This is a genomic window from Desulfitibacter alkalitolerans DSM 16504 (assembly GCF_000620305.1).
GTDB lineage: Bacteria > Bacillota > DSM-16504 > Desulfitibacterales > Desulfitibacteraceae > Desulfitibacter > Desulfitibacter alkalitolerans.
Genome location: NZ_KK211105.1, coordinates 135,095 through 153,978, shown reverse-complemented (window position 1 = coordinate 153,978; position 18,884 = coordinate 135,095). Strand labels below are relative to the sequence as shown.

The 18,884-nt window shown below is 38.8% G+C and carries 23 protein-coding genes; all 23 read right to left on the bottom strand.

The window, feature by feature from the left end; all coding sequences use genetic code 11:
- Window positions 1–112: 112 nt before the first annotated feature.
- The gene (locus tag K364_RS0120390; protein ID WP_028309542.1) at window positions 113–1,345 is read right to left on the bottom strand and encodes a dicarboxylate/amino acid:cation symporter; all 1,233 of its coding nucleotides are present in this window, start codon (window positions 1,343–1,345) and stop codon (window positions 113–115) included.
- A 280-nt stretch (window positions 1,346–1,625) separates the two neighbouring features.
- A complete protein-coding gene (gene fni / locus K364_RS0120385) occupies window positions 1,626–2,666 on the bottom strand; it encodes a type 2 isopentenyl-diphosphate Delta-isomerase (RefSeq protein ID WP_028309541.1) in 1,041 nt (346 codons plus the stop codon).
- A complete protein-coding gene (locus K364_RS0120380) occupies window positions 2,650–4,713 on the bottom strand; it encodes a bifunctional 4-hydroxy-3-methylbut-2-enyl diphosphate reductase/30S ribosomal protein S1 (RefSeq protein WP_028309540.1) in 2,064 nt (687 codons plus the stop codon). The genes fni and K364_RS0120380 overlap by 17 nt, the downstream gene beginning before the upstream one ends.
- Window positions 4,714–4,785: 72 nt before the next feature.
- Entirely contained in the window at window positions 4,786–5,394 is a 609-nt protein-coding gene (locus K364_RS0120375) for a lysophospholipid acyltransferase family protein (protein WP_028309539.1), read from the bottom strand.
- A 5-nt stretch (window positions 5,395–5,399) separates the two neighbouring features.
- Entirely contained in the window at window positions 5,400–6,056 is a 657-nt protein-coding gene (gene cmk / locus K364_RS0120370; protein WP_028309538.1) for a (d)CMP kinase, read from the bottom strand.
- A 36-nt stretch (window positions 6,057–6,092) separates the two neighbouring features.
- Window positions 6,093–7,112 carry a 3-deoxy-7-phosphoheptulonate synthase gene (gene aroF / locus K364_RS0120365; protein WP_028309537.1) on the bottom strand — a complete coding sequence of 340 codons (1,020 nt, stop codon included), beginning with the start codon at window positions 7,110–7,112 and terminating at the stop codon, window positions 6,093–6,095.
- A gap of 57 nt (window positions 7,113–7,169) precedes the next feature.
- Window positions 7,170–7,535, bottom strand: a complete 366-nt coding sequence (gene aroH, locus K364_RS0120360) for a chorismate mutase (protein WP_028309536.1) — start codon at window positions 7,533–7,535, stop codon at window positions 7,170–7,172.
- Window position 7,536: 1 nt separating this feature from the next.
- On the bottom strand, window positions 7,537–7,950 hold the full coding sequence (locus K364_RS0120355; protein ID WP_028309535.1) for a HutP family protein: 414 nt from the start codon (window positions 7,948–7,950) through the stop codon (window positions 7,537–7,539).
- Window positions 7,951–7,968: 18 nt separating this feature from the next.
- A complete protein-coding gene (locus K364_RS0120350; RefSeq protein WP_028309534.1) occupies window positions 7,969–8,424 on the bottom strand; it encodes a hypothetical protein in 456 nt (151 codons plus the stop codon).
- Between the two features lie 30 nt (window positions 8,425–8,454).
- Window positions 8,455–9,717 carry a BaiN/RdsA family NAD(P)/FAD-dependent oxidoreductase gene (locus K364_RS0120345; protein ID WP_028309533.1) on the bottom strand — a complete coding sequence of 421 codons (1,263 nt, stop codon included), beginning with the start codon at window positions 9,715–9,717 and terminating at the stop codon, window positions 8,455–8,457.
- A 14-nt stretch (window positions 9,718–9,731) separates the two neighbouring features.
- On the bottom strand, window positions 9,732–10,490 hold the full coding sequence (locus tag K364_RS0120340; RefSeq protein ID WP_028309532.1) for a fumarylacetoacetate hydrolase family protein: 759 nt from the start codon (window positions 10,488–10,490) through the stop codon (window positions 9,732–9,734).
- A gap of 64 nt (window positions 10,491–10,554) precedes the next feature.
- A complete protein-coding gene (gene ilvC, locus K364_RS0120335; RefSeq protein WP_028309531.1) occupies window positions 10,555–11,556 on the bottom strand; it encodes a ketol-acid reductoisomerase in 1,002 nt (333 codons plus the stop codon).
- 99 nt (window positions 11,557–11,655) lie between these two features.
- Window positions 11,656–12,114 (bottom strand): hypothetical protein, encoded by a 459-nt coding sequence (locus K364_RS0120330; RefSeq protein ID WP_028309530.1) that lies wholly within the window; start codon window positions 12,112–12,114, stop codon window positions 11,656–11,658.
- Between the two features lie 146 nt (window positions 12,115–12,260).
- Complete coding sequence (locus K364_RS25040; protein ID WP_035270453.1) at window positions 12,261–12,494, bottom strand: hypothetical protein; 234 nt, start codon at window positions 12,492–12,494, stop codon at window positions 12,261–12,263.
- Window positions 12,495–12,570: 76 nt separating this feature from the next.
- Window positions 12,571–13,287, bottom strand: coding sequence for a pseudouridine synthase (locus K364_RS0120315; protein WP_028309529.1), 717 nt, complete (start codon window positions 13,285–13,287; stop codon window positions 12,571–12,573).
- 132 nt (window positions 13,288–13,419) lie between these two features.
- Window positions 13,420–13,956 carry a spore maturation protein gene (locus tag K364_RS0120310; protein ID WP_028309528.1) on the bottom strand — a complete coding sequence of 179 codons (537 nt, stop codon included), beginning with the start codon at window positions 13,954–13,956 and terminating at the stop codon, window positions 13,420–13,422.
- Between the two features lie 3 nt (window positions 13,957–13,959).
- Window positions 13,960–14,553, bottom strand: a complete 594-nt coding sequence (locus K364_RS0120305) for a nucleoside recognition domain-containing protein (protein WP_028309527.1) — start codon at window positions 14,551–14,553, stop codon at window positions 13,960–13,962.
- A gap of 138 nt (window positions 14,554–14,691) precedes the next feature.
- Window positions 14,692–15,123 (bottom strand): GerW family sporulation protein, encoded by a 432-nt coding sequence (gene ytfJ / locus K364_RS25035; RefSeq protein WP_028309526.1) that lies wholly within the window; start codon window positions 15,121–15,123, stop codon window positions 14,692–14,694.
- 5 nt (window positions 15,124–15,128) lie between these two features.
- The gene (locus tag K364_RS0120295) at window positions 15,129–15,812 is read right to left on the bottom strand and encodes a DUF2953 domain-containing protein (RefSeq protein WP_028309525.1); all 684 of its coding nucleotides are present in this window, start codon (window positions 15,810–15,812) and stop codon (window positions 15,129–15,131) included.
- 66 nt (window positions 15,813–15,878) lie between these two features.
- Window positions 15,879–16,415, bottom strand: coding sequence for an SMC-Scp complex subunit ScpB (gene scpB / locus K364_RS0120290; protein ID WP_028309524.1), 537 nt, complete (start codon window positions 16,413–16,415; stop codon window positions 15,879–15,881).
- Between the two features lie 20 nt (window positions 16,416–16,435).
- Window positions 16,436–17,158 (bottom strand): segregation and condensation protein A, encoded by a 723-nt coding sequence (locus K364_RS0120285; protein WP_028309523.1) that lies wholly within the window; start codon window positions 17,156–17,158, stop codon window positions 16,436–16,438.
- A gap of 43 nt (window positions 17,159–17,201) precedes the next feature.
- Window positions 17,202–18,188, bottom strand: a complete 987-nt coding sequence (trpS, locus tag K364_RS0120280; RefSeq protein ID WP_028309522.1) for a tryptophan--tRNA ligase — start codon at window positions 18,186–18,188, stop codon at window positions 17,202–17,204.
- Window positions 18,189–18,248: 60 nt separating this feature from the next.
- The gene (locus tag K364_RS0120275; protein ID WP_028309521.1) at window positions 18,249–18,884 is read right to left on the bottom strand and encodes a site-2 protease family protein; all 636 of its coding nucleotides are present in this window, start codon (window positions 18,882–18,884) and stop codon (window positions 18,249–18,251) included.

Genomic DNA, 18,884 nt, shown 5'->3' with positions numbered 1-18,884 from the left:
TTTTTCTTTGTTTATATTTCCCCTTGCTTTATGCTAATATACAAAAAACCTCACCTAACTAGGTTAGATGAGGTTGCGGTAAATCCTTATCAAATTTAAAATAAATTCAAATTTATATGGATAGTGATTTATCATCAACATTAGACGCCGGTGTATCATACTTTTGTTCGGTTGCATCAATGAATACGGCAGCAGCAGCATCACCTGTAATATTGACAGTAGTTCTAGCCATGTCTAGAATTCTATCAATACCAGCAATTAAGGCTATACCTTCCATTGGTAGACCAACTGAAGCCAATACCATTGTTAAAATAATCAATCCAGCACCTGGAACTCCTGCTGCACCAATAGATGCTAATGTTCCAGTCAAGACTATGGTCAACTGCTGACCAAGTGTTAAATCTAAAGCATACACCTGAGCAACAAATAGTGCTGCCACACCCTGATAGATGGCTGAACCATCCATATTAATTGTAGCACCCAAGGGGAGAACAAAGCTTGTTGTACTTTTAGATATTTTAAGATTTTCTTCAGTACACTTAATAGTAGCCGGTAAAGTAGCACCACTGCTGCAGGTTGAAAAGGCAATAACTTGTGCAGGTAGAATTCCCTTGTAAAACTCAGGCAGGGTAAGATTGGAAAATCCTTTGATAACTGCAGTATAGACTATCAGTACATGAACTATAGCTGCTAAATACATAACTCCTATAACCTTGCCTAAAGGTAATAAAACAGCAGGCCCATTGGCTGCTACTACCGGAACTATAAGAGCAAATACACCGTAGGGAGCTACCTGCATAACCATTCCAGTAATCTTATACATTACCTCTGCGAAACCTTCAAAAAAAGCCTTAACAGGGGCAGCTTTTTGACCTACTATGGAGATTGCAATACCAACAAATAATGCAAATACAATTATCTGCAGCATAGAACCGTCTGCCATTGCTTGCACAGGGTTTCTTGGAACCACATTTAATAAAACATCCAAGATAGGGGGAGCCTCACGGCCTGCATACTCAGCATCTACTGGTAATGTTAATCCTCTACCTGGCTTAAATATGTTTGCAAAAATAATACCAATTGTTACTGCAATTGCTGTGGTGGTAAGATAATAGGCAATGGTTTTTCCGCCCATTCTTCCTAATTTCTTAAGATCACCAGTACTAGCGGCACCAACTATTAATGTAGATAAAACCAAGGGAACAATGATCATCATGATTAAACGGATAAATAAGTCGCCAAAGGGCTTAATGTATGTTACTGCAATATCCTGTGCCCCCTGCATAAATAAACCAACAATGATACCTGCAACAAGACCAATTAAAATTTTTGTTGCTAAACGCACATTATTACCTCCTTATTTTGATTCTGGTTAGGATATGAATTACTTTTTAGTTAAACCCCTCCTTCCATGGGAATTCCTTGTGTAATACGTTAAACAACAAGCCAGCTATATTATATAATACTTTAGATTGCAAATATAAATATCTAATAATAATATGTTAATTATTACCATCAAGTTATCTTATAATCATTATTTTATTAGTTTTATTAAAATTAATTCTGCTTATCATTACAAAATTCCTTTAAGTAATAAAATTTTATTGTAAAAAAATAGCCTATCTTTATAGGCTATTACGTCCACTCAACCACTCTTTTATAAATCCTGTTATAATAATAGGTGCTTTCTTAAGTTCTGTTATATTTCTACACCCACTCAAGAGCATTCCTTTTTTAAAATCACTACAAATATGCATAACAAGTTTATTGATTTCATCAGTTCCTGGCTTTAATGCCGCCTTTAAAAAAGGACCGGCAATGGCGCCAGTAACAGCACCTAATGTTAAGGATTTTAATAAATCAAGGCCATTTCTAATACCACCAGATGCAATGACCTTTAATGGCAAATTGCTACCTTTGATTTCTAGTAAGCTTGCAGCAGTTGGTATGCCCCAGCTTGTTAATGAGGTGGCATATTCTTCCTCACTTCTTGCTGCTTCAATTTTTATAAAATTAGTGCCACCTGACCCCCCTATATCTACCCATTCAACACCCATATTAGATAGTTTAAGGGCACACTCCAATGAAATCCCAAAGCCCACTTCCTTTACTATGACAGGAACGGGAGATCTTGAAACTATTTCACATATATTATCACCAAGATGGGAAAAATGCCTGTCACCTTCGTCCATGAAGATTTCCTGAGCAGTATTAATATGTAATTGTAAAGCGTCTGCCTCAATCATTTCAACTGCTTTTACTGCATTAGTATAGGAACTATTGGCACTAACATTGGCTATCAGGATTCCCTTAGGATTCATTTTACGGGTTATCTTAAAAGTACGCATAGTTGAGGAATCTTCCAGGGCAGCTGTTTGGGAACCAACTGCCATGCCCAGGGAAAACTCTGAAGCCGCTAATGCCAGCTTCTTGTTTATCTCTTCAGTTTCTAGCGGTCCGCCAGTAATGGCATTAATAATCATGGGGAAAGACAAGGTCTTTCCCCATAGAATTTGACTAGTATCAAGATCATGCCAATCTATTCCTGGCAAAGCTTGATGAATAAGATAAATATCCTCAAAGCCGGGAGAGTTTGGTCCATCGGAAAACTTAAGGGTGTTTTCTATGTGTTCTAGCTTTCTTTGCAGTCTACTTTTTTTCTCCATTACCCTTTAACAAATCCCCATATAAATCTCCAATGGTGAAGCCACCATCATTGGTAGTAACATATTCCTCTTTTCTCTCTTCCTTTTTCTTTTGAGGTGCAGGTTTTTTAGGTTGTGCATCCTTAATACTTAAACTCATCCTCTGTGCTTCAGTATCTACACTAAGAACCTTAACTTCTACCTCATCCCCTACAGAAAGAACATCTTCTGTTTTTTCTACATGGTCATTAGAAAGCTGGGATATATGAACTAATCCCTCAACTCCTGGCTCTATCTCCACAAATGCCCCAAAGGGAGCTATTCTCAAAACATTGCCTTTCACAATTGAACCAACTGGATATTTAGTAGCGGCAGCTTTCCATGGATTCTCCTGCAGCTGCTTTAATCCCAAAGAAACCTTTTCGGTATTTTTGTCAACCCCTAGAATAATTACATCTACTTCCTGGTTTTCCTGTAAAACATCCCTGGGATGATCTACTCTGCCCCAAGAAATTTCAGACACATGTAGTAATCCATCAACACCACCAATATCCACAAAGGCACCAAAGTCTGTTAACCTTCTTACAATACCCTTTTTAACCTGGCCAACTTCTATGTTATCCCAGGTTTCCTGCTTTTGCTTGTCAAATTCCTCATCTAGAACTGCCTTTTGAGATAACACTACCTTGTTTTTTGTCTTATCTAATTCGATAATCTTTAGTCTAAGATCTTTGCCAATATATTCTTCAAGGTTTTCTACATAGCCTCTTTCCACAAGAGAGGCTGGAACAAAACCTCTAATGCCTATATCCACCAAAATACCGCCCTTGACAACCTCAACAGCCTTGCCTGTTAACTCAGTATTATTTTCAAAGGCATCCTCAATGGTTTCCCAGGCTCTACGTCTGTCAGCTCTTCTTTTTGATAATATGGGATGACCTTCCTCATTTTCAGGCTTAATTACAAATACCTCTATTTCATCGCCAGGCTTTAAGTCCACACCATCTCCCGTGGCAGAAATTTCTCCCTTTGGAACAATTCCTTCAGACTTTCCACCAACATCAACAAGGATTTGCTCCTCATCCACCTGTACAACTTTACCCGTTATTATATCACCCTTTTGAAAAGTTGCTACAGATGAAATATTAACATCATCTTGTGTTTCAACTTTTTCATTCACAGCAGATGCCGCATCACCAGCATTTTCAACTACTGTTTCATTTTGTACTTCTTTGTTTTGTTCATCGCTAAATTCAACCATTTTCAAAACTACCTCCTCAATAATCCAATCTGGGGTTGAAGCGCCTGCAGTTACCCCCACAGTTTTAATTCCATTTAACATGTCTGCCTTTAATTCATGAGCATGTTCAATATGAATTGTAGAGGTGCCCATCTTTTGGCATAAATCAACAAGCTTGCCAGTATTTGCGCTATTGTATCCCCCTATCACAACCATCAAGTCTACCTTGGGTGCCAGTTCCTTGGCCGCCAATTGTCGCAAATGTGTAGCACGACAGATGGTATTGTGTACTTTAATGTCTCTCACCTTGCCCTGAAGGAATTCTACAATTTCTAAAAAAAGCTTTTCTGGTAAAGTTGTTTGAGCCAGAATTCCAACCTTGTCCATTTCAGGCAGTGTATTTGCCTCATCAAGGTTAGCAACTACGTAAGCAGATTGGGCCCAATCCTTGATTCCTTGAACCTCTGGGTGATTTTTATCTCCCACAATTACAACATTATAACCATCCTTAAATAGATTATGAGCAATTTTCTGTGCTTTTGATACGAAGGGACATGTACCATCAATAATGTCCAGTTTTTGAGCCTCTTCAAAAATTTGTGGTCCTGCTCCATGGGATCTAATAATGAGCTTTGTTCCAGGTTTTAAGCTGCTTATATCTGTAACATACTTTACTCCCTTTGCTTCCAGGTCTGCAATAACCTGCGGGTTATGTATTAATGGACCATAGGAATATGTATTGTTATCTTCTATATGATTATATGCCAATTCAATTGCTCTTTTTACCCCAAAACAAAAACCAGCTTCTTTAGCAACAATTATTTCCACAAATTCTTACAACTCCTGTGAATAATTCCCTTATTATTGTGCTGCATTTTTTCAAACATTATTTATCTTTCGTTAAAAATCTTTAGAATCCTGCAAAATTGATAAAATTTGCTGCCTAATATCATTGGATACTTGTTCAAGCTGCTGTGATGTTATCTTTTGGGCTTCTTTTTTTGCAATATGCACTGGTTTTTTAATTACTACTTTAAAAGGTCTAAAAAACCCCCTGGAGTAAATATTTGGTGTGTTTATAAGGGCTACAGGGACAAGTGGAGCATTAGTCTTGGCTGCTATCATGGCTGCTCCCATTTTAAACTCCCCAAGCTCTGCATCTCTAATTCTTGTACCTTCCGGAAACATTCCTAAAACATCTCCCCTGTCCAATATTTCCATGGCTGCTTTTAACGCAGCCCTATCTGATTTTTTTCTATCAACGGGAAATGCTCCAAGGCTTTTGACTATTTGAGCTAGAATGGGGATTTTAAAAAGCTCGGCCTTGGCCATAAAATGTAAGCGCCTGGGTGCTGCAACACCTAATACTATGGGGTCCCAATAGCTTACATGATTTGAAACAATAATTACAGGCCCCTCTTTAGGAATGTTTTCAACACCCTCAACCTTCCACCTGCAAAAATATTTAAAAATAAATAAAAAAATTGCTTTAGCAAAAGAATATAGCATAATTGTTACCCTCCCTTAACAATTGCATACATTTTATCGGCAACCTCTTCTGCTGAAAGGGATGTGGTATCAATTAATATTGCATCCTCTGCTTTTAGTAAGGGTGAAAACTGTCTAGAGGTGTCCTGGCTGTCACGTGATAACAGCATATCTTTAATAGCTTCCCTGGTAACAGGATAACCACCAGCTGACAGCTCCCTATATCTTCTTTCAGCCCTTTCTGCAATATCTGCATCAAGGAAAAACTTATATTTGGCATTTGGCAGCACCTTTGTGCCAATATCTCTTCCGTCCATTACTACCTTATTTAAAAGAGCAATCTCCTGTTGAAGTGCCACTAATTTTTCTCTAACACCCTGATGCTGGGCAACCAAAGATACATGCTGAGATACATCAGGCCTTCTTATTTTATCAGTGACCCTTCTATTATCTAAATAAACCTCTTGTGGGTCTCCTGGCTGTAATTCAATTACAGTATTATTTGCAAGATTTGTCATTGCTTGATCATCAGTCATGTCTATATTATTTTCAATGGCCTTAAGAGTCAATGCTCTATACATAGCACCAGTATCTATATATACATATCCCAGCTTATGGGCAAGGAGTCTTGCCACAGTGCTTTTACCAGCACCAGCAGGACCATCTATAGCAACGTTAGCCATTTATAAACCTCCAATAGCTTTTTCTCTATGACAAGATTATTCCCTTCCAACTGCTTTTGCTACTGATTTTATATCGTGCATCATGCTGTTGAAGTTCTCAAAGGTCAGGGACTGGGCTCCATCTGAGAGGGCGTCCTCCGGATTGGGATGAACCTCCACAATTATTCCGTCAGCACCAGCGGCAATTGCTGCCCTTGACATTGGGGGCACCAGCTGCCATTTACCAGTAGCATGGCTTGGATCTACTAAAACAGGCAGGTGAGTTAAGCTTTTGACTAGGGGCACCACACTTAAATCCAGGGTATATCTAGTACTATTGGCAAAGGTCCTAATACCTCTTTCACATAGAATTACCTGGTAATTACCTCCTGCAAGAATATATTCTGCAGCCAGAAGCCACTCCTCAACACTAGCACTAGAGCCCCTTTTTAGTAATACGGGCTTTCGATATTCACCCAGCTTTTTTAGCAGCTGATAGTTTTGCATATTTCTTGCGCCTACCTGAAGAATATCGGCATACTCTGCCACCAGGGGCAAGGTATCTGTATCCATAACCTCAGTAACAACACTAAGCCCAGTTTCTTTGCGCACCATGGCCAAAATCTGCAGGGCCTTTTCTCCTAATCCTTGAAAGGAATAGGGTGATGTTCTTGGCTTAAAGGCACCACCCCTAAAAAGAGTGGCACCAGCCTTTTTTACAGCTAGAGCTGTCTCCAGGGCTTGTCCTTCGCTTTCAACAGCACAAGGTCCTGCTATTACTTGAATCTGTTTTCCCCCTATTACTGCATCTCCAACCTGAATTATTGTATCTTCAGATTTAAACTCTCTACTAGCCAGCTTATATGGCTTAAATATATAAAATATTTTTTCAACACCAGGCATGGCCTTAATGGCCATATCCTCGAGTTGTTGTCTTGCAACCTCTCCTATAACCCCTATGGTTATCCTTGATGTGCCATAGGGAATTATGTGAATTTGGAAACCGGCCTTTTGGAGCTTGTTCTTTATATTCTCTACTTGTTCAATAGAAGAACCAGGTTCCATTACAATAACCACTTAAATGCCTCCTTAGTTTCGCAAGCGCTGTAGTTCTAATGTACTCCACAAATTATATCATATAGTTGATAAGTCTGGACGTAGTCTTTTTGCTTTTTTTAAATATATATGTATGATTTCTTCTTGTTTTTTAAGTGTATTAACATGCATTAAAACCTTAACCAATTTCTTATCACTACCGATAACAGGTATTTCCACACTGCAAAGAAGTGGAACAAAGGTCCAGCCTAGCTCTCTTGCACCTGCTGCAGGGAAACAGCTAATTAAGTCCTGTGTTACAGTAAAATAGATACTGGCTATATCCTGCACTTCAATCTGGTTTCTTGTTACAATTTCTAATAAAAGCTGCTTTGTTGCAGACAAAACCTCATCTGGAGTATCCTTTCTAACAGAAATGGCTCCTCTTATTCCTCGTACATGCATCTTATGGTACCGCCCTATGGGCTATACCCATGCCAATTTCATCTAAATGAACCAGGCCAATGCCGAAAAATACAACCACAGTTATATGGTCTTCCTTACGGGCTATTCCTATTTTACCTCCAACATTTAATCCTATAGCCTTGGGCATTATTTGGGACAAAGCTTCTCTTGTAGCCCCAGCTATTGCACCTTCATCAGCATGGGTATCCTTAATTATACCTTCTCTTTTGGCAGCTACAACGGTTCTTTCAATGACTTTTTTGATAGATGTTATATATTCACCACCATAATCTACTGCTGCTGCCTTTATTCCTAATTCCCTAAATGCCAGCTTTAGGTCTTCTTCCTCCTGACGGCTTTCACTAATGGCCAATCTGATAGCCACCGATGCAACCTTTTTACTGCCTATTTTCATGGTATGGTATCACTCCTATCATGGCCTGTTAATTATTACTTCCCCTAACAGATTATTCTGTGGAAGCAGGGTAAATTTTTCACCTGCTTCAGGATATACAACGCTCCCGGATGTGGCTGCAATTTCAAAATCAAGCTCTCTGTTATAAAAGCTCGTGTCTAAATAGATTTTATCTCCATGATTCACAATTAGGGTAATCTGACCATCCCTTAAATCAGATATTTGCTGATGGTTAACATATACTTTAGCATAAGGTAATGAAAAAAAATCTGAGCTTTTTAATGTTATGGTAACTAAATGATTATTTTCTGCTGATACCTCTCTAGCCTGGGGAAACTGAGTAAGGTAAGCATCCTGAGCTTTTTCATAGTATATAGTATCCCATACATAATAATACCACTCAAAGTTAGCCAAAGAATAGATGGCAATTACTAAAAGGCACACACAAATGAATAAAATTTTTAGTTTCTTCAAAACTAGTACCCTCCTAATAACACATCCTTTCTAAATGTTATGCATGTGGGCACCAGTATATTCTCCGGCGGATTGACCTGCCAGGTATCCTGTTGAAAAAGCAGCCTGTAAATTGTAGCCCCCAGTATATCCGTCTATATCAAGGGTTTCTCCTGCAAAGAACAAACCCTTCAATATTTTTGATTCCATGGTTGATGGATCTACCTCTTTAACACTAACACCTCCTGCAGTAACTATAGCCTCGTCATAGGAACTAAATCCTATAATAGTTAACTCCAGGCTTTGAATCAAATTGGCAAGACGGCTTCTTTCTTCCTTTGATATCTGATGGGCTGGCTTATGGGGATCAATCCCACTCAATAAAATTATTGGCTCAATAAGACTCTTTGGAAACAAACTGTCAAGGGTGTTCTTATACTGTTTCTTAGAGAACTCTGAAAAAACCCTCTGCAGCCTGGCGTCTAATTGAGCAAAATCAAGTGCAGGCTTAAGATTAATCCTTATTTTTATTGGCCCCCCCTTTGTTTTTAATGTTTGGACAATAGTTCTGCTTAAACTAAGGATAATGGGTCCAGAAACACCAAAATGGGTAAACAGCATCTCGCCAAACTCGCTCCCAAGTTCCTTATCATGCCAAAAAGCTGTAACTTGAACATTCTTTAGAGTCAATCCCTGAACCTGTGCAACCCATTTTTCCTTGGTTTTTAAAGGTACTAATGATGGAAAGGGATCTACAATGGTATGGCCAGCTTCTCTTGCTAATTTATACCCGTCACCTGTAGACCCTGTTTTAGGGTAAGATAGTCCACCTGCAGCAATTATTACTGAAGTAAATCTATAAAAATTGCCGCCTGCTTTTATCCCCTGAAGCTTTCCCTTTTCCAGCCACAACTGTTCAACCCTGGTATTATATTTGATTTGGGCACCTTTTTTAACTATATAATCTGTCAGGGCACCCACAACGTCTCCAGCCTTGTCAGACTCGGGGAAAAATCTACCTCCCCTTTCCATTTTAGTTGGAACGTTAAGTTCAGCAAAAAAATCTAATAATTGATGGTTGCTGAAATTATAAAGGGAACTATATAAAAAGGTTCCATTACCAGGAAAGTTTTCTACAAATTCAGGAATTTCAAGGTCATTTGTAAGATTACATCTGCCCTTTCCCGTAATAAGAAGCTTAAGTCCCAGCCTCCTATTTTTTTCGAATATAACTGGGACTGCTTCCTTTTCTAAAACACCTACTGCAGCCATTAATCCTGCAGCTCCACCACCTACAATGGCAACTTTTTTCACGAAAAAACCATCCTTTATTTGAGTGTTACAACATTAGTAAGCTTTCCAATGTTCTCAATCTCTACAGTAACAGTATCTCCAGGTTCCATGGGTCCAACCCCTGGAGGAGTTCCAGTTATTATCACATCACCAGGGAAAATGGTCATGATTTTACTTAAATAGCTTATTAAAAATGGTATGGAAAATATCATCTGGGAAGTATTGCTATTTTGCTTAATTTCACCATTTATCATGAGCTTAATACTTAAATTGTCTGCTGATATGTCAGTAGCTATACAGGGTCCTATTGGACAAAAGGTGTCAAAGGATTTAGCCAGGGTCCATTGACCATCCTTGGGCTGGAGATTTCTTGCAGTGACATCATTGGAACAAGTATAACCCAAAACATTATCTAGTGCATCCTCAGGCTCAATATTCTTTGTTACAGCTCCCATTATTATTGCTAATTCTGCTTCATAATCCATCCTTGTGCATTGATGAGGATAAATTATATTGGTACCAGGGCCAGTAACAGCTGAAGATGGTTTTAAAAATACTATAGGCTCTTCAGGAATAGGTAAATTCATTTCCTTTGCATGATCATAATAGTTAAGTCCTATGCATATAACTTTTGTGGGCTCACACGGTGCTAGCAGTTGAATCTCATTGATACCTAAACTTTTATTGCTTATGGCATACTCACCAAACAGATCTCCTTCAATAGGCCGGATAAAATCATCTGCAAGTGAGCCATAAGATACTTTATTGCCATCCCAAAATCTAACTATTTTCACTTTGTATCCTCCTTGTGTTCGCAGTGTAAAAAAGTGAAAGGTTTTATCCTTTCACTTTTGTCTATTACTTTTTAAGCCAGGGCATCATATCTCTGAGTTTTTTTCCTACAACCTCAAGCTCACATCTAGCATCCTTCTCATTTAGAGCATTAAATACCGGTCTATTGGCCTTGTTCTCTAAAATCCATTCTCTAGCAAATTCCCCATTTTGAACTTCAGCCAATATTTTCTTCATTTCCTGGCGAGTTTCCTGTGTTATTATTCTTTTTCCCCTTGTAAGATCACCAAATTGAGCTGTGTCACTAATTGAGTACCTCATACCTGCCAGGCCGCTTTCATACATCAAATCAACAATTAGCTTCAATTCATGTAAGCATTCGAAGTATGCAATTTCTGGCTGGTAGCCAGCTTCAACTAATGTTTCAAAGCCTGCCTTTACAAGTTCAGTAGTACCACCACACAGAACAGCCTGTTCACCAAATAGGTCTGTTTCAGTTTCTTCTTCAAAGGTGGTTTCTATTACGCCAGCTCTTGTGCCTCCAATGCCTTTAGCATAAGCTAAAGCTATGTCCTTGGCCTTGCCGCTATAATCCTGGTATACTGCAAGTAAAGCAGGTACACCCTTGCCTTCTTCATAAGTTCTTCTAACTAAATGGCCAGGCCCCTTGGGAGCAACCATGATCACATCTACATTTGCAGGAGGTACAATCTGCTTGAAATGAATGTTAAAACCATGGGAAAACATTAATACATTGCCTTCCTCAAGGTTGTGGGCGATCTGATTTTCGTAAACAACAGATTGAATTTCGTCTGGAATTAATATTTGAATTAAATCTCCTTGTTTAGCAGCATCGGAAACAGGGAGTACAGTTAAGCCCTTGCTTTCTGCCTCTTCCCATTCAGCTCTAAAACGAGCATCGTCCCTTAAGCCTACTACAACCTTCATTCCACTTTCCATTAGATTAAGTGCCTGAGCATGTCCCTGACTACCGTATCCAATGATTGCAATTGTCTTGTCCTTTAACAAACTTAGGTCAGCGTCACTATCATAATACATCCTTGCCAATTTAAACATTACCTCCCTTATGTATTTAAGATTACCAAAAAAATCATATAAAGTATTAAATTCTAGAATATGTTAAGAATTCCTTCTTAACTTTGTATTTTATCTTAAGTTATATTTTTTGTCCAGAGCATTCCTGTAACTTCGTAACTCTGTATTAGTTTTAAATAACAATCTTTCCGCATCCTGTTTGGTCATAAAAATTTCCTGAGGTTCAATTATTTCAATTTTTCTAAATTCATCTCTCATTATGAAACGAACTATATCCTCAAAGGAGTCTGCTTCTAGGGTCAAAAAAACAGGTGCATAAGCAACATCTTCACCCATATTTTCATCAAATACCACATAAATTTCCATCCCAAGATCAATATCTTCTACCTTAACCCCCTGAAAAGGCACATTACGTAAAAGAGCAACATGCTGTTCCCTGGCCTCTTCAGCGGCTTTCATAAGGTTTTTATTTCCAAATAATTTATTTTTAACTTCGCTTTTAAAGTCCAATCTAATCCTTACTTTTAAGCTTGTCTCCGCTATTTCGCCATTTACATACTTTTTAACCATTGTATCCACCTTTCTCCCATTCTATCTTCAATCTTATTTCTATATAAAGAAATATTTTCCTCCTTAAATAATGGCCACAATATAAATATCCCCAGTTTAATTATAAACTGAGGATAAAAGACCTATAAGCTTTTAATATAAAAGTCCTACCATAAAAGGTTCTGGCTCCCACAATTATGGCATGTGTCAAAATATTTCTCAGGAGTTTGCCACGCTTCATTATAAGATTCCAGTGGTGCATTATTGTTTTCCAAATGAACTATACCTCCATCATCGGAAAATTGGCCAGCTAGTCCATGGGGCTCATGGTGCCTCCTGGAAGAAACTATTTGACTGCTTACAAATCTATTAGTGTTACCACAATTTAAACATCTAGGCATTGGTAAGTCACTCCTATACACACTTAGAAATCTCTACCTCATAGTGTAGTATTACCAAAACCTTTAAAAAGAAACCCTATAAAACCGATCTTTTTAGATTATTTATCTCATAGGAAGTTAGCATTCGAAATTTACCAGGGGACACTCCCTTTAAATTCAAAAAGCCAAAGGATATTCTTTTTAGGTTTTGTACTGGAAAACCAACTGCCTGGAACATTCTTCTTACTTGTCTATTCTTGCCTTCATGGATGGTTATTTCAACAAGACTTTTACCATCCTTTATTTCTAGAACATTGACTATTGCAGGTGCTGTTAGACCGTCCTCAAGAGGAATACCCTGCTCTAGTTGATTAATTGCTTCGTGAGTAATTTTTCCCTTTACTAAGGTGCGATAGGTTTTAGAGAATTCATGTTTTGGATGGGTAAGCTTGTAGGTAAGCTCTCCATCATTTGTAAGGAGCAGGAGACCTGTTGTTTGAGAGTCTAATCTGCCTACTGGATATAATCTGCCCATGTGCTTTGGAATCAGGTCCATTACGGTCTTCCTGCCATGGGTATCCCTAACAGTGCTAATGTAGCCCTTTGGTTTATTTAAAAGGATATATACGGGCTCCTCCTTGGTATCTAATGGCTTTCCGTCTATATGTATTCTATCCCTGCTTGGATCAATTTTAGCACCTAAAGTTGTTACAACCTGGCCATTTACTTTAACTCTTCCCTGCTGTATAAGTTCTTCGCTTTTCCTTCTAGAAGCAATTCCGGCTGCTGCAAGGAATTTTTGGAGTCTTTCCATACTAACACCTCTTTATCAATGCCTGATGACTTTAATATTTCTCATTTTAAGATAAATCATTAGAAATATCTATATATAAATAGCAAATTATTAAAAAGCATGGACATTTTTAATATCCATGCTTTCTTAGTTTTATCCAAAAACTAGATTTACAATATATATACAGGCTATAAGGCCAGTTACATCAGCTAATAATCCCAGGGTCAGGGCGTATCTATAGCGTATAACTCCAATCGACCCAAAATATACAGTTAATACATAAAAGGTAGTGTCTGTGCTTCCCTGCATGGTGGATGCAAGTCTTCCTATGAAAGAATCAGGCCCATAGGCTCCTATTAGCTCAGCAGCTATCCCAAGGGCCCCTCCACCAGATAGAGGTCTCATAATAGCCAGGGGAATTATTTCTGCAGGGACATGTAAGAGGGTCAGGATAGGGTTTAGTGCAGCGGCGAACATATCCATGGCTCCAGAGGCTCTAAAAACCCCCAGGGCTACCAGCATCCCTACTAGAAAGGGAATTATCTTAACAGCTGTAGAAAAGCCTTCACTAGCCCCCGATACAAAGGATTCATAAACCCTTACACCCCTCAAATAGCCTATTAATGGTATGAAAAACAATAAACAGGGAATAGCCCATTTAGAAATAATGTTAATAATATCTGTAAACATCTTTTAGCCTCCGTATTTTTTTCTGTATCTATGACGTAAAATCCTGTCTGCAATTATAGCAACTATCATTGCACACGCTGTAGCAAAGATAGTTGTACCAACAATTTCAGCAGGGTTAGCAGACCCTGCCACAACTCTAATGCCTATAATGGTTGCAGGTATTAAGGTGATACAGCCGGTATTGAGGGCTAAAAAGGTACACATTGCCTCGGTAGCTTCTTGGGGATTTTTATTTAATTTTTGCAGCTCCTGCATGGCTTTTAAGCCAAAGGGTGTTGCTGCATTTCCAAGGCCCATAATATTAGCACTTAGATTCATGACAATGGCACCAATTGCAGGGTGATCTTTGGGCACTGAGGGAAACAAAAAGACCGTTAAAGGCCTGACAAGCCTGGCCATTGCATTTACCAACCCGGCATCCTGGGCAATTCTTAAAACACCCAGCCAAAGTGCCATTATACCTATGAGCTCCAGTGCTATGGTTACAGAGGTTTGTGCAGATTCCAGGGCAGCCTTTGTCACTATCTCTATGTTTCCATTTATGGCTGCCACCACAATGCCCGATAAAAGTAAAAAAAGCCAAATTAAATTAACCATTAGCTCACTCCCCTTGGACAGCTTTCTAAAATAAATCTATGAAACTATGTCCAAATTTAGAACTTAGAGCATGGTTAATGTAAATGCAGTATTATCTACCTTTGTAAAAATGTATTTTTTAATTAAAAAAGAAGGGTTTTATACCCCTCCTTGGTAAAGCGTTTCTTCTTTAATTTCTTCTTTATTGGATTTTTTGAAAAAGGCTTGCAGCTGACTGGCAATTTGCGGAGCCATATCAATTACCCTATCAATGACAGCATTATTGCCATCCACAGGCAAAAGTCTTACATGTCCTCCTCCAACCACCAGGAAACCCATAGGTGCCAGAGAAATTCCACCACCACTTCCACCGCCAAAGGGGACATTTTCACTACCCTTCTTCTCATCATCCCCTCCGCTGGCATATTCTCCACCGCCAGCAGCAAACCCACATGTTAATTTTGAAATAGGTATAATTATGGTCCCATCAGGAGTTTCCACTGGGTCCCCAACTACAGTATTTACATCCACCATTTCCTTGATACTTTCCATTGCTGTTTTCATTAAAGCTTCAATAGGATGTTCCGACAAGTGATTTACCCCCTTTGGGCAAAAAATGATTTTACAGAAATAATCAAGATTTTACATCCTGCCGTAATAATATGGCCAAATCGAAAGGTAAATATACAGTCAAAAACAACCTGGAATTCCCTTCTATTAAAAATTGGATTAACCTCATAAACAGGCTTATGAAAATTCACCTGGACATTATTCTGTAAATTTATATAAAAAATGCTTTTAGCCGCCCAGATGCCTCCTGCTGACATGGCAGTTAAGGCAGGGTCTCCAAATCCAAAGCTAGTCTTCCAAATAAGTCTCTGGCAGACTATTTCTTTAAAAAACTTTTTGTTTACTTTAAATATACGTTTAAAAAGTCTAAGGAGAATGCCGGCCTTGTAAAAGGGAGATATCTCTATTAGCCTTTTCAGGTTAAACCATGGTTTTTCAACATAGACCCTGGCCTTATGAATTGGCTGACCACTTGTACCCTCTGTTTCAGCCTGAAACAGAATAGCAGGGAAAAATCCATTAAGATGGATTTTAAACAAGGGCATTTCCACTTGAAAACTAAATATTCCAGGGATGATGCAGATCTTTATATAAAAGTCTTCATTTTCCCCATCCTTTATAAAATTAACCCCAAGCTTGATGGGTAAAATAAAAATAATGGCGGAGAAAACAAATATTAATAAAAAAACTTCTATTAATATCCAAGTCATGAGTACCACCTCGAAAAGGCTGCATTTCTACTTTTTCCCACCACTGAAAATTATATGCGTCAATATTTAAGTTTTTTGAACTTCCCAAAGACCGTCTATCTGAGGCAACTGCTTTAAGTCATTAAGACCCAAATAGTAGAGGAATTTTTTTGTAACTCCGTATAAGATAGGTCTGCCTGGCCCATCTTTTCTGCCAACCTCTTCTATTAAGCCCCTTTCAAGCAGGGTTGCCACCACACTATCTGCTTTTACTCCCCTGATAGTCTCAATTTCTGCCTTGGTTACTGGATGTTTATAGGCAATAATCGCCAGGGTTTCAAGGGCGGCCTGGGACAAGGGGTTAATCTGTGGTTTATAGAGCTTTTCCACATAGGCTACATATTCAGGCCGCGTTATAATCCTGTATCCCCCTCCAACCTCTTCAATCAATAAACCTTTATGGGGAGCTGTGTATTCCTCTTGAATTTCTTTTAAAAGCTCTTCTACAGCATCCTCATCCATCTCAGTTATCTGGGCCAACCTGCCTATTGTAAGAGGTTCTGCTGCAACAAATAGCAGTGATTCTAGAATACCCTTGCTTTCATTTTTAAAGAAAAGGACCATTTAAAACATTCCCTTGTTTTCTAATTTTTCAGGATTGTAATTTGCCCAAAAACATCCTCCTGCACAACCCTGACCTTTTGCAGCTTTGAAAGCTCAAGTAAAGCCAAAAATGTAACGATTATTTCTAAAACACTAGGTCGAGAAACGAACAATTCTCTAAAAAGCAATCGTTTCCTGCTTTTAATGGCTGCTAATATAGCATTCATCTGGTTTTTAATAAAGTACTGTTTTTTTTGAATAATGTGAGCCTTTTCAGGCTCTGACTTTTTAAGGAGGTTTTCCAATGCTCCTAAAAGCTCATCCATACCTAAACCAATCACAGGCATATCCGGGAAAAGCACACTAATAAAATGTTCTTTGTCAATGGGCCTGGCAATTTTTAATCTCTGCTGTCTCTCAATATCCTTGAGAATCTGGGCTGCCTCCTTGATTTTTTTGTATGAAAGCAGATGTTGGACAAGGGTATTCCTTGGATCATCTTCTTCCATTTCCTCATGGATTACTTCCCTTTTAGGCTTGGGCAGAAGCATTTTAGCTTTAATAGACAGCAGGGTAGCTGCCATTACCAGAAAGTCGCAGGCAAAGTCAAGATTAAGCTCATCCAGATTCTCTATATAGGACAGATACTGATCTGTAATTACTGATATTGGTATGTCATAAATGTTTAATTCCTGTTTTTCAATGAGATGGAGCAGCAGGTCTAACGGCCCTTGAAAGCACTCTAGATTTACCTTATAGTCCATTTATATCACCCTTAAGCTTATGGAGATTAGGTAGGGCCTGTTATTACAAATGCATAGCTTTTCTAACCTCATGTAATGTAGCTTCAGCCCTTGCTTCAGCTTTTTCCTTGCCATTTTGCAGGATCTCCTTGATTAATCCAGGTCTTTGTGCATAATAGTCCCTTTTGTCCCTGTAGGGGGCTAGTGCAACCTCCATTTGCTGAGCCAGCTTTTTCTTGCAAGCAACACACCCAATGGTTCCCTGTTTGCAGCTCTCTTGAATGTCTGTCACTTCGTCTGGGGTGTATATTCCATGATAAGTAGAAACAACGCAAATGTCTGGGTTGCCAGGATCAGTTTTGTGGATTCTGCTGGGATCTGTAACCATCTGCCTAACCTTTTGTTGTAATGCATCCTTGGCTTCATTAATTGCTATATAGTTGTTGTAGCTCTTGCTCATTTTGCGCTTGTCCAGTCCAGGAAGAAGTGAAACCTTTGCCAGAACTGCCCTGGGCTCGGGAAAAATCTCCCTTTTGTATAAATAATTAAAACGCCTTGCTATCTCACGACAAAATTCCAAATGGGGGAGCTGATCCTCACCCACTGGAACAGTATCTGCCTTGTAAACTAGAATATCTGCAGCCTGCAGCAAGGGATAGCCCAAAAAGCCATAGGTGGCAATGTCCTTGCCTTCTTTGCTCAGCTGCTGTACCTGGTCTTTGTATGTGGGACATCTTTCTAACCATGATAGGGGAGTTATCATGGAAAAAAGCAAATGCAGCTCTGCATGCTGTTTAACATGGCTTTGTACAAAGATGCAGCTTTTTTCTGGGTCTATTCCAACGCTTAACCAATCAAGAGCCATCTCATGAATATTTTCTTGTATACTCTCTGTTTCATTAAAGCTTGTAGTAAGGGCATGCCAATCAACTATTGTAAAAAAGCATTCATATTCCTCCTGGAGTTTTGCCCAGTTTTCCAATACACTTAAATGACCTATGTGCAGACTGCCAGTCGGTCTCATACCGCTTAAAATTCTTCCCTTAAACATATGCATCTTCTCCTTTTACTGTAATTAGAATGGAAGCGATGACCAGGTAAAATAGTCACGTTAAAATATACCAAAGGAAGTGATCCGAACAATAAAATCAATTATGAATAGTATTATAGGTCTTATAACAGGGCCAATAAATCCAAATAATAATAGTACTAGCAGGATAATAGGCCCGTAAGCCTCTAAAGTGTAGAATATTGTCAGTTTTCTTTTAGGAATTACTCCCATAAGCACCTTGGAACCATCAAGGGGAGGCAGGGGTATCATGTTAAACACTGCCAGCATAACATTAAACCATATTAAATAGCTAAAAAACAGGCCAAAGGTCACTCCTGTTCCAGGAACTGTTATAGAACCAAAAAGGTTGTAGCCTATCCCAGCAAAAACTGCAATAAGCAAATTCATTGCAGGTCCTGCAAGTCCTACAATCATCATCCCCTTTTCCCTATCAATCTTAAAATGAAAGGGATTAACCTGAACAGGCTTTGCCCATCCAAAGCCAATTAGAACTAACATTAAGGAGCCCATAACATCCAAGTGCTTTAAAGGGTTAAAGGTTAGTCGGCCCTGGGCTTGTGGAGTAGGATCACCTAATACGGCAGCCATTTTTCCATGGGCATATTCATGTAAGGTAATTGCAATTAGAATTGCTGGTATACCCAGCAGAAAGCCTTCTAATGAACCAAAAAACAT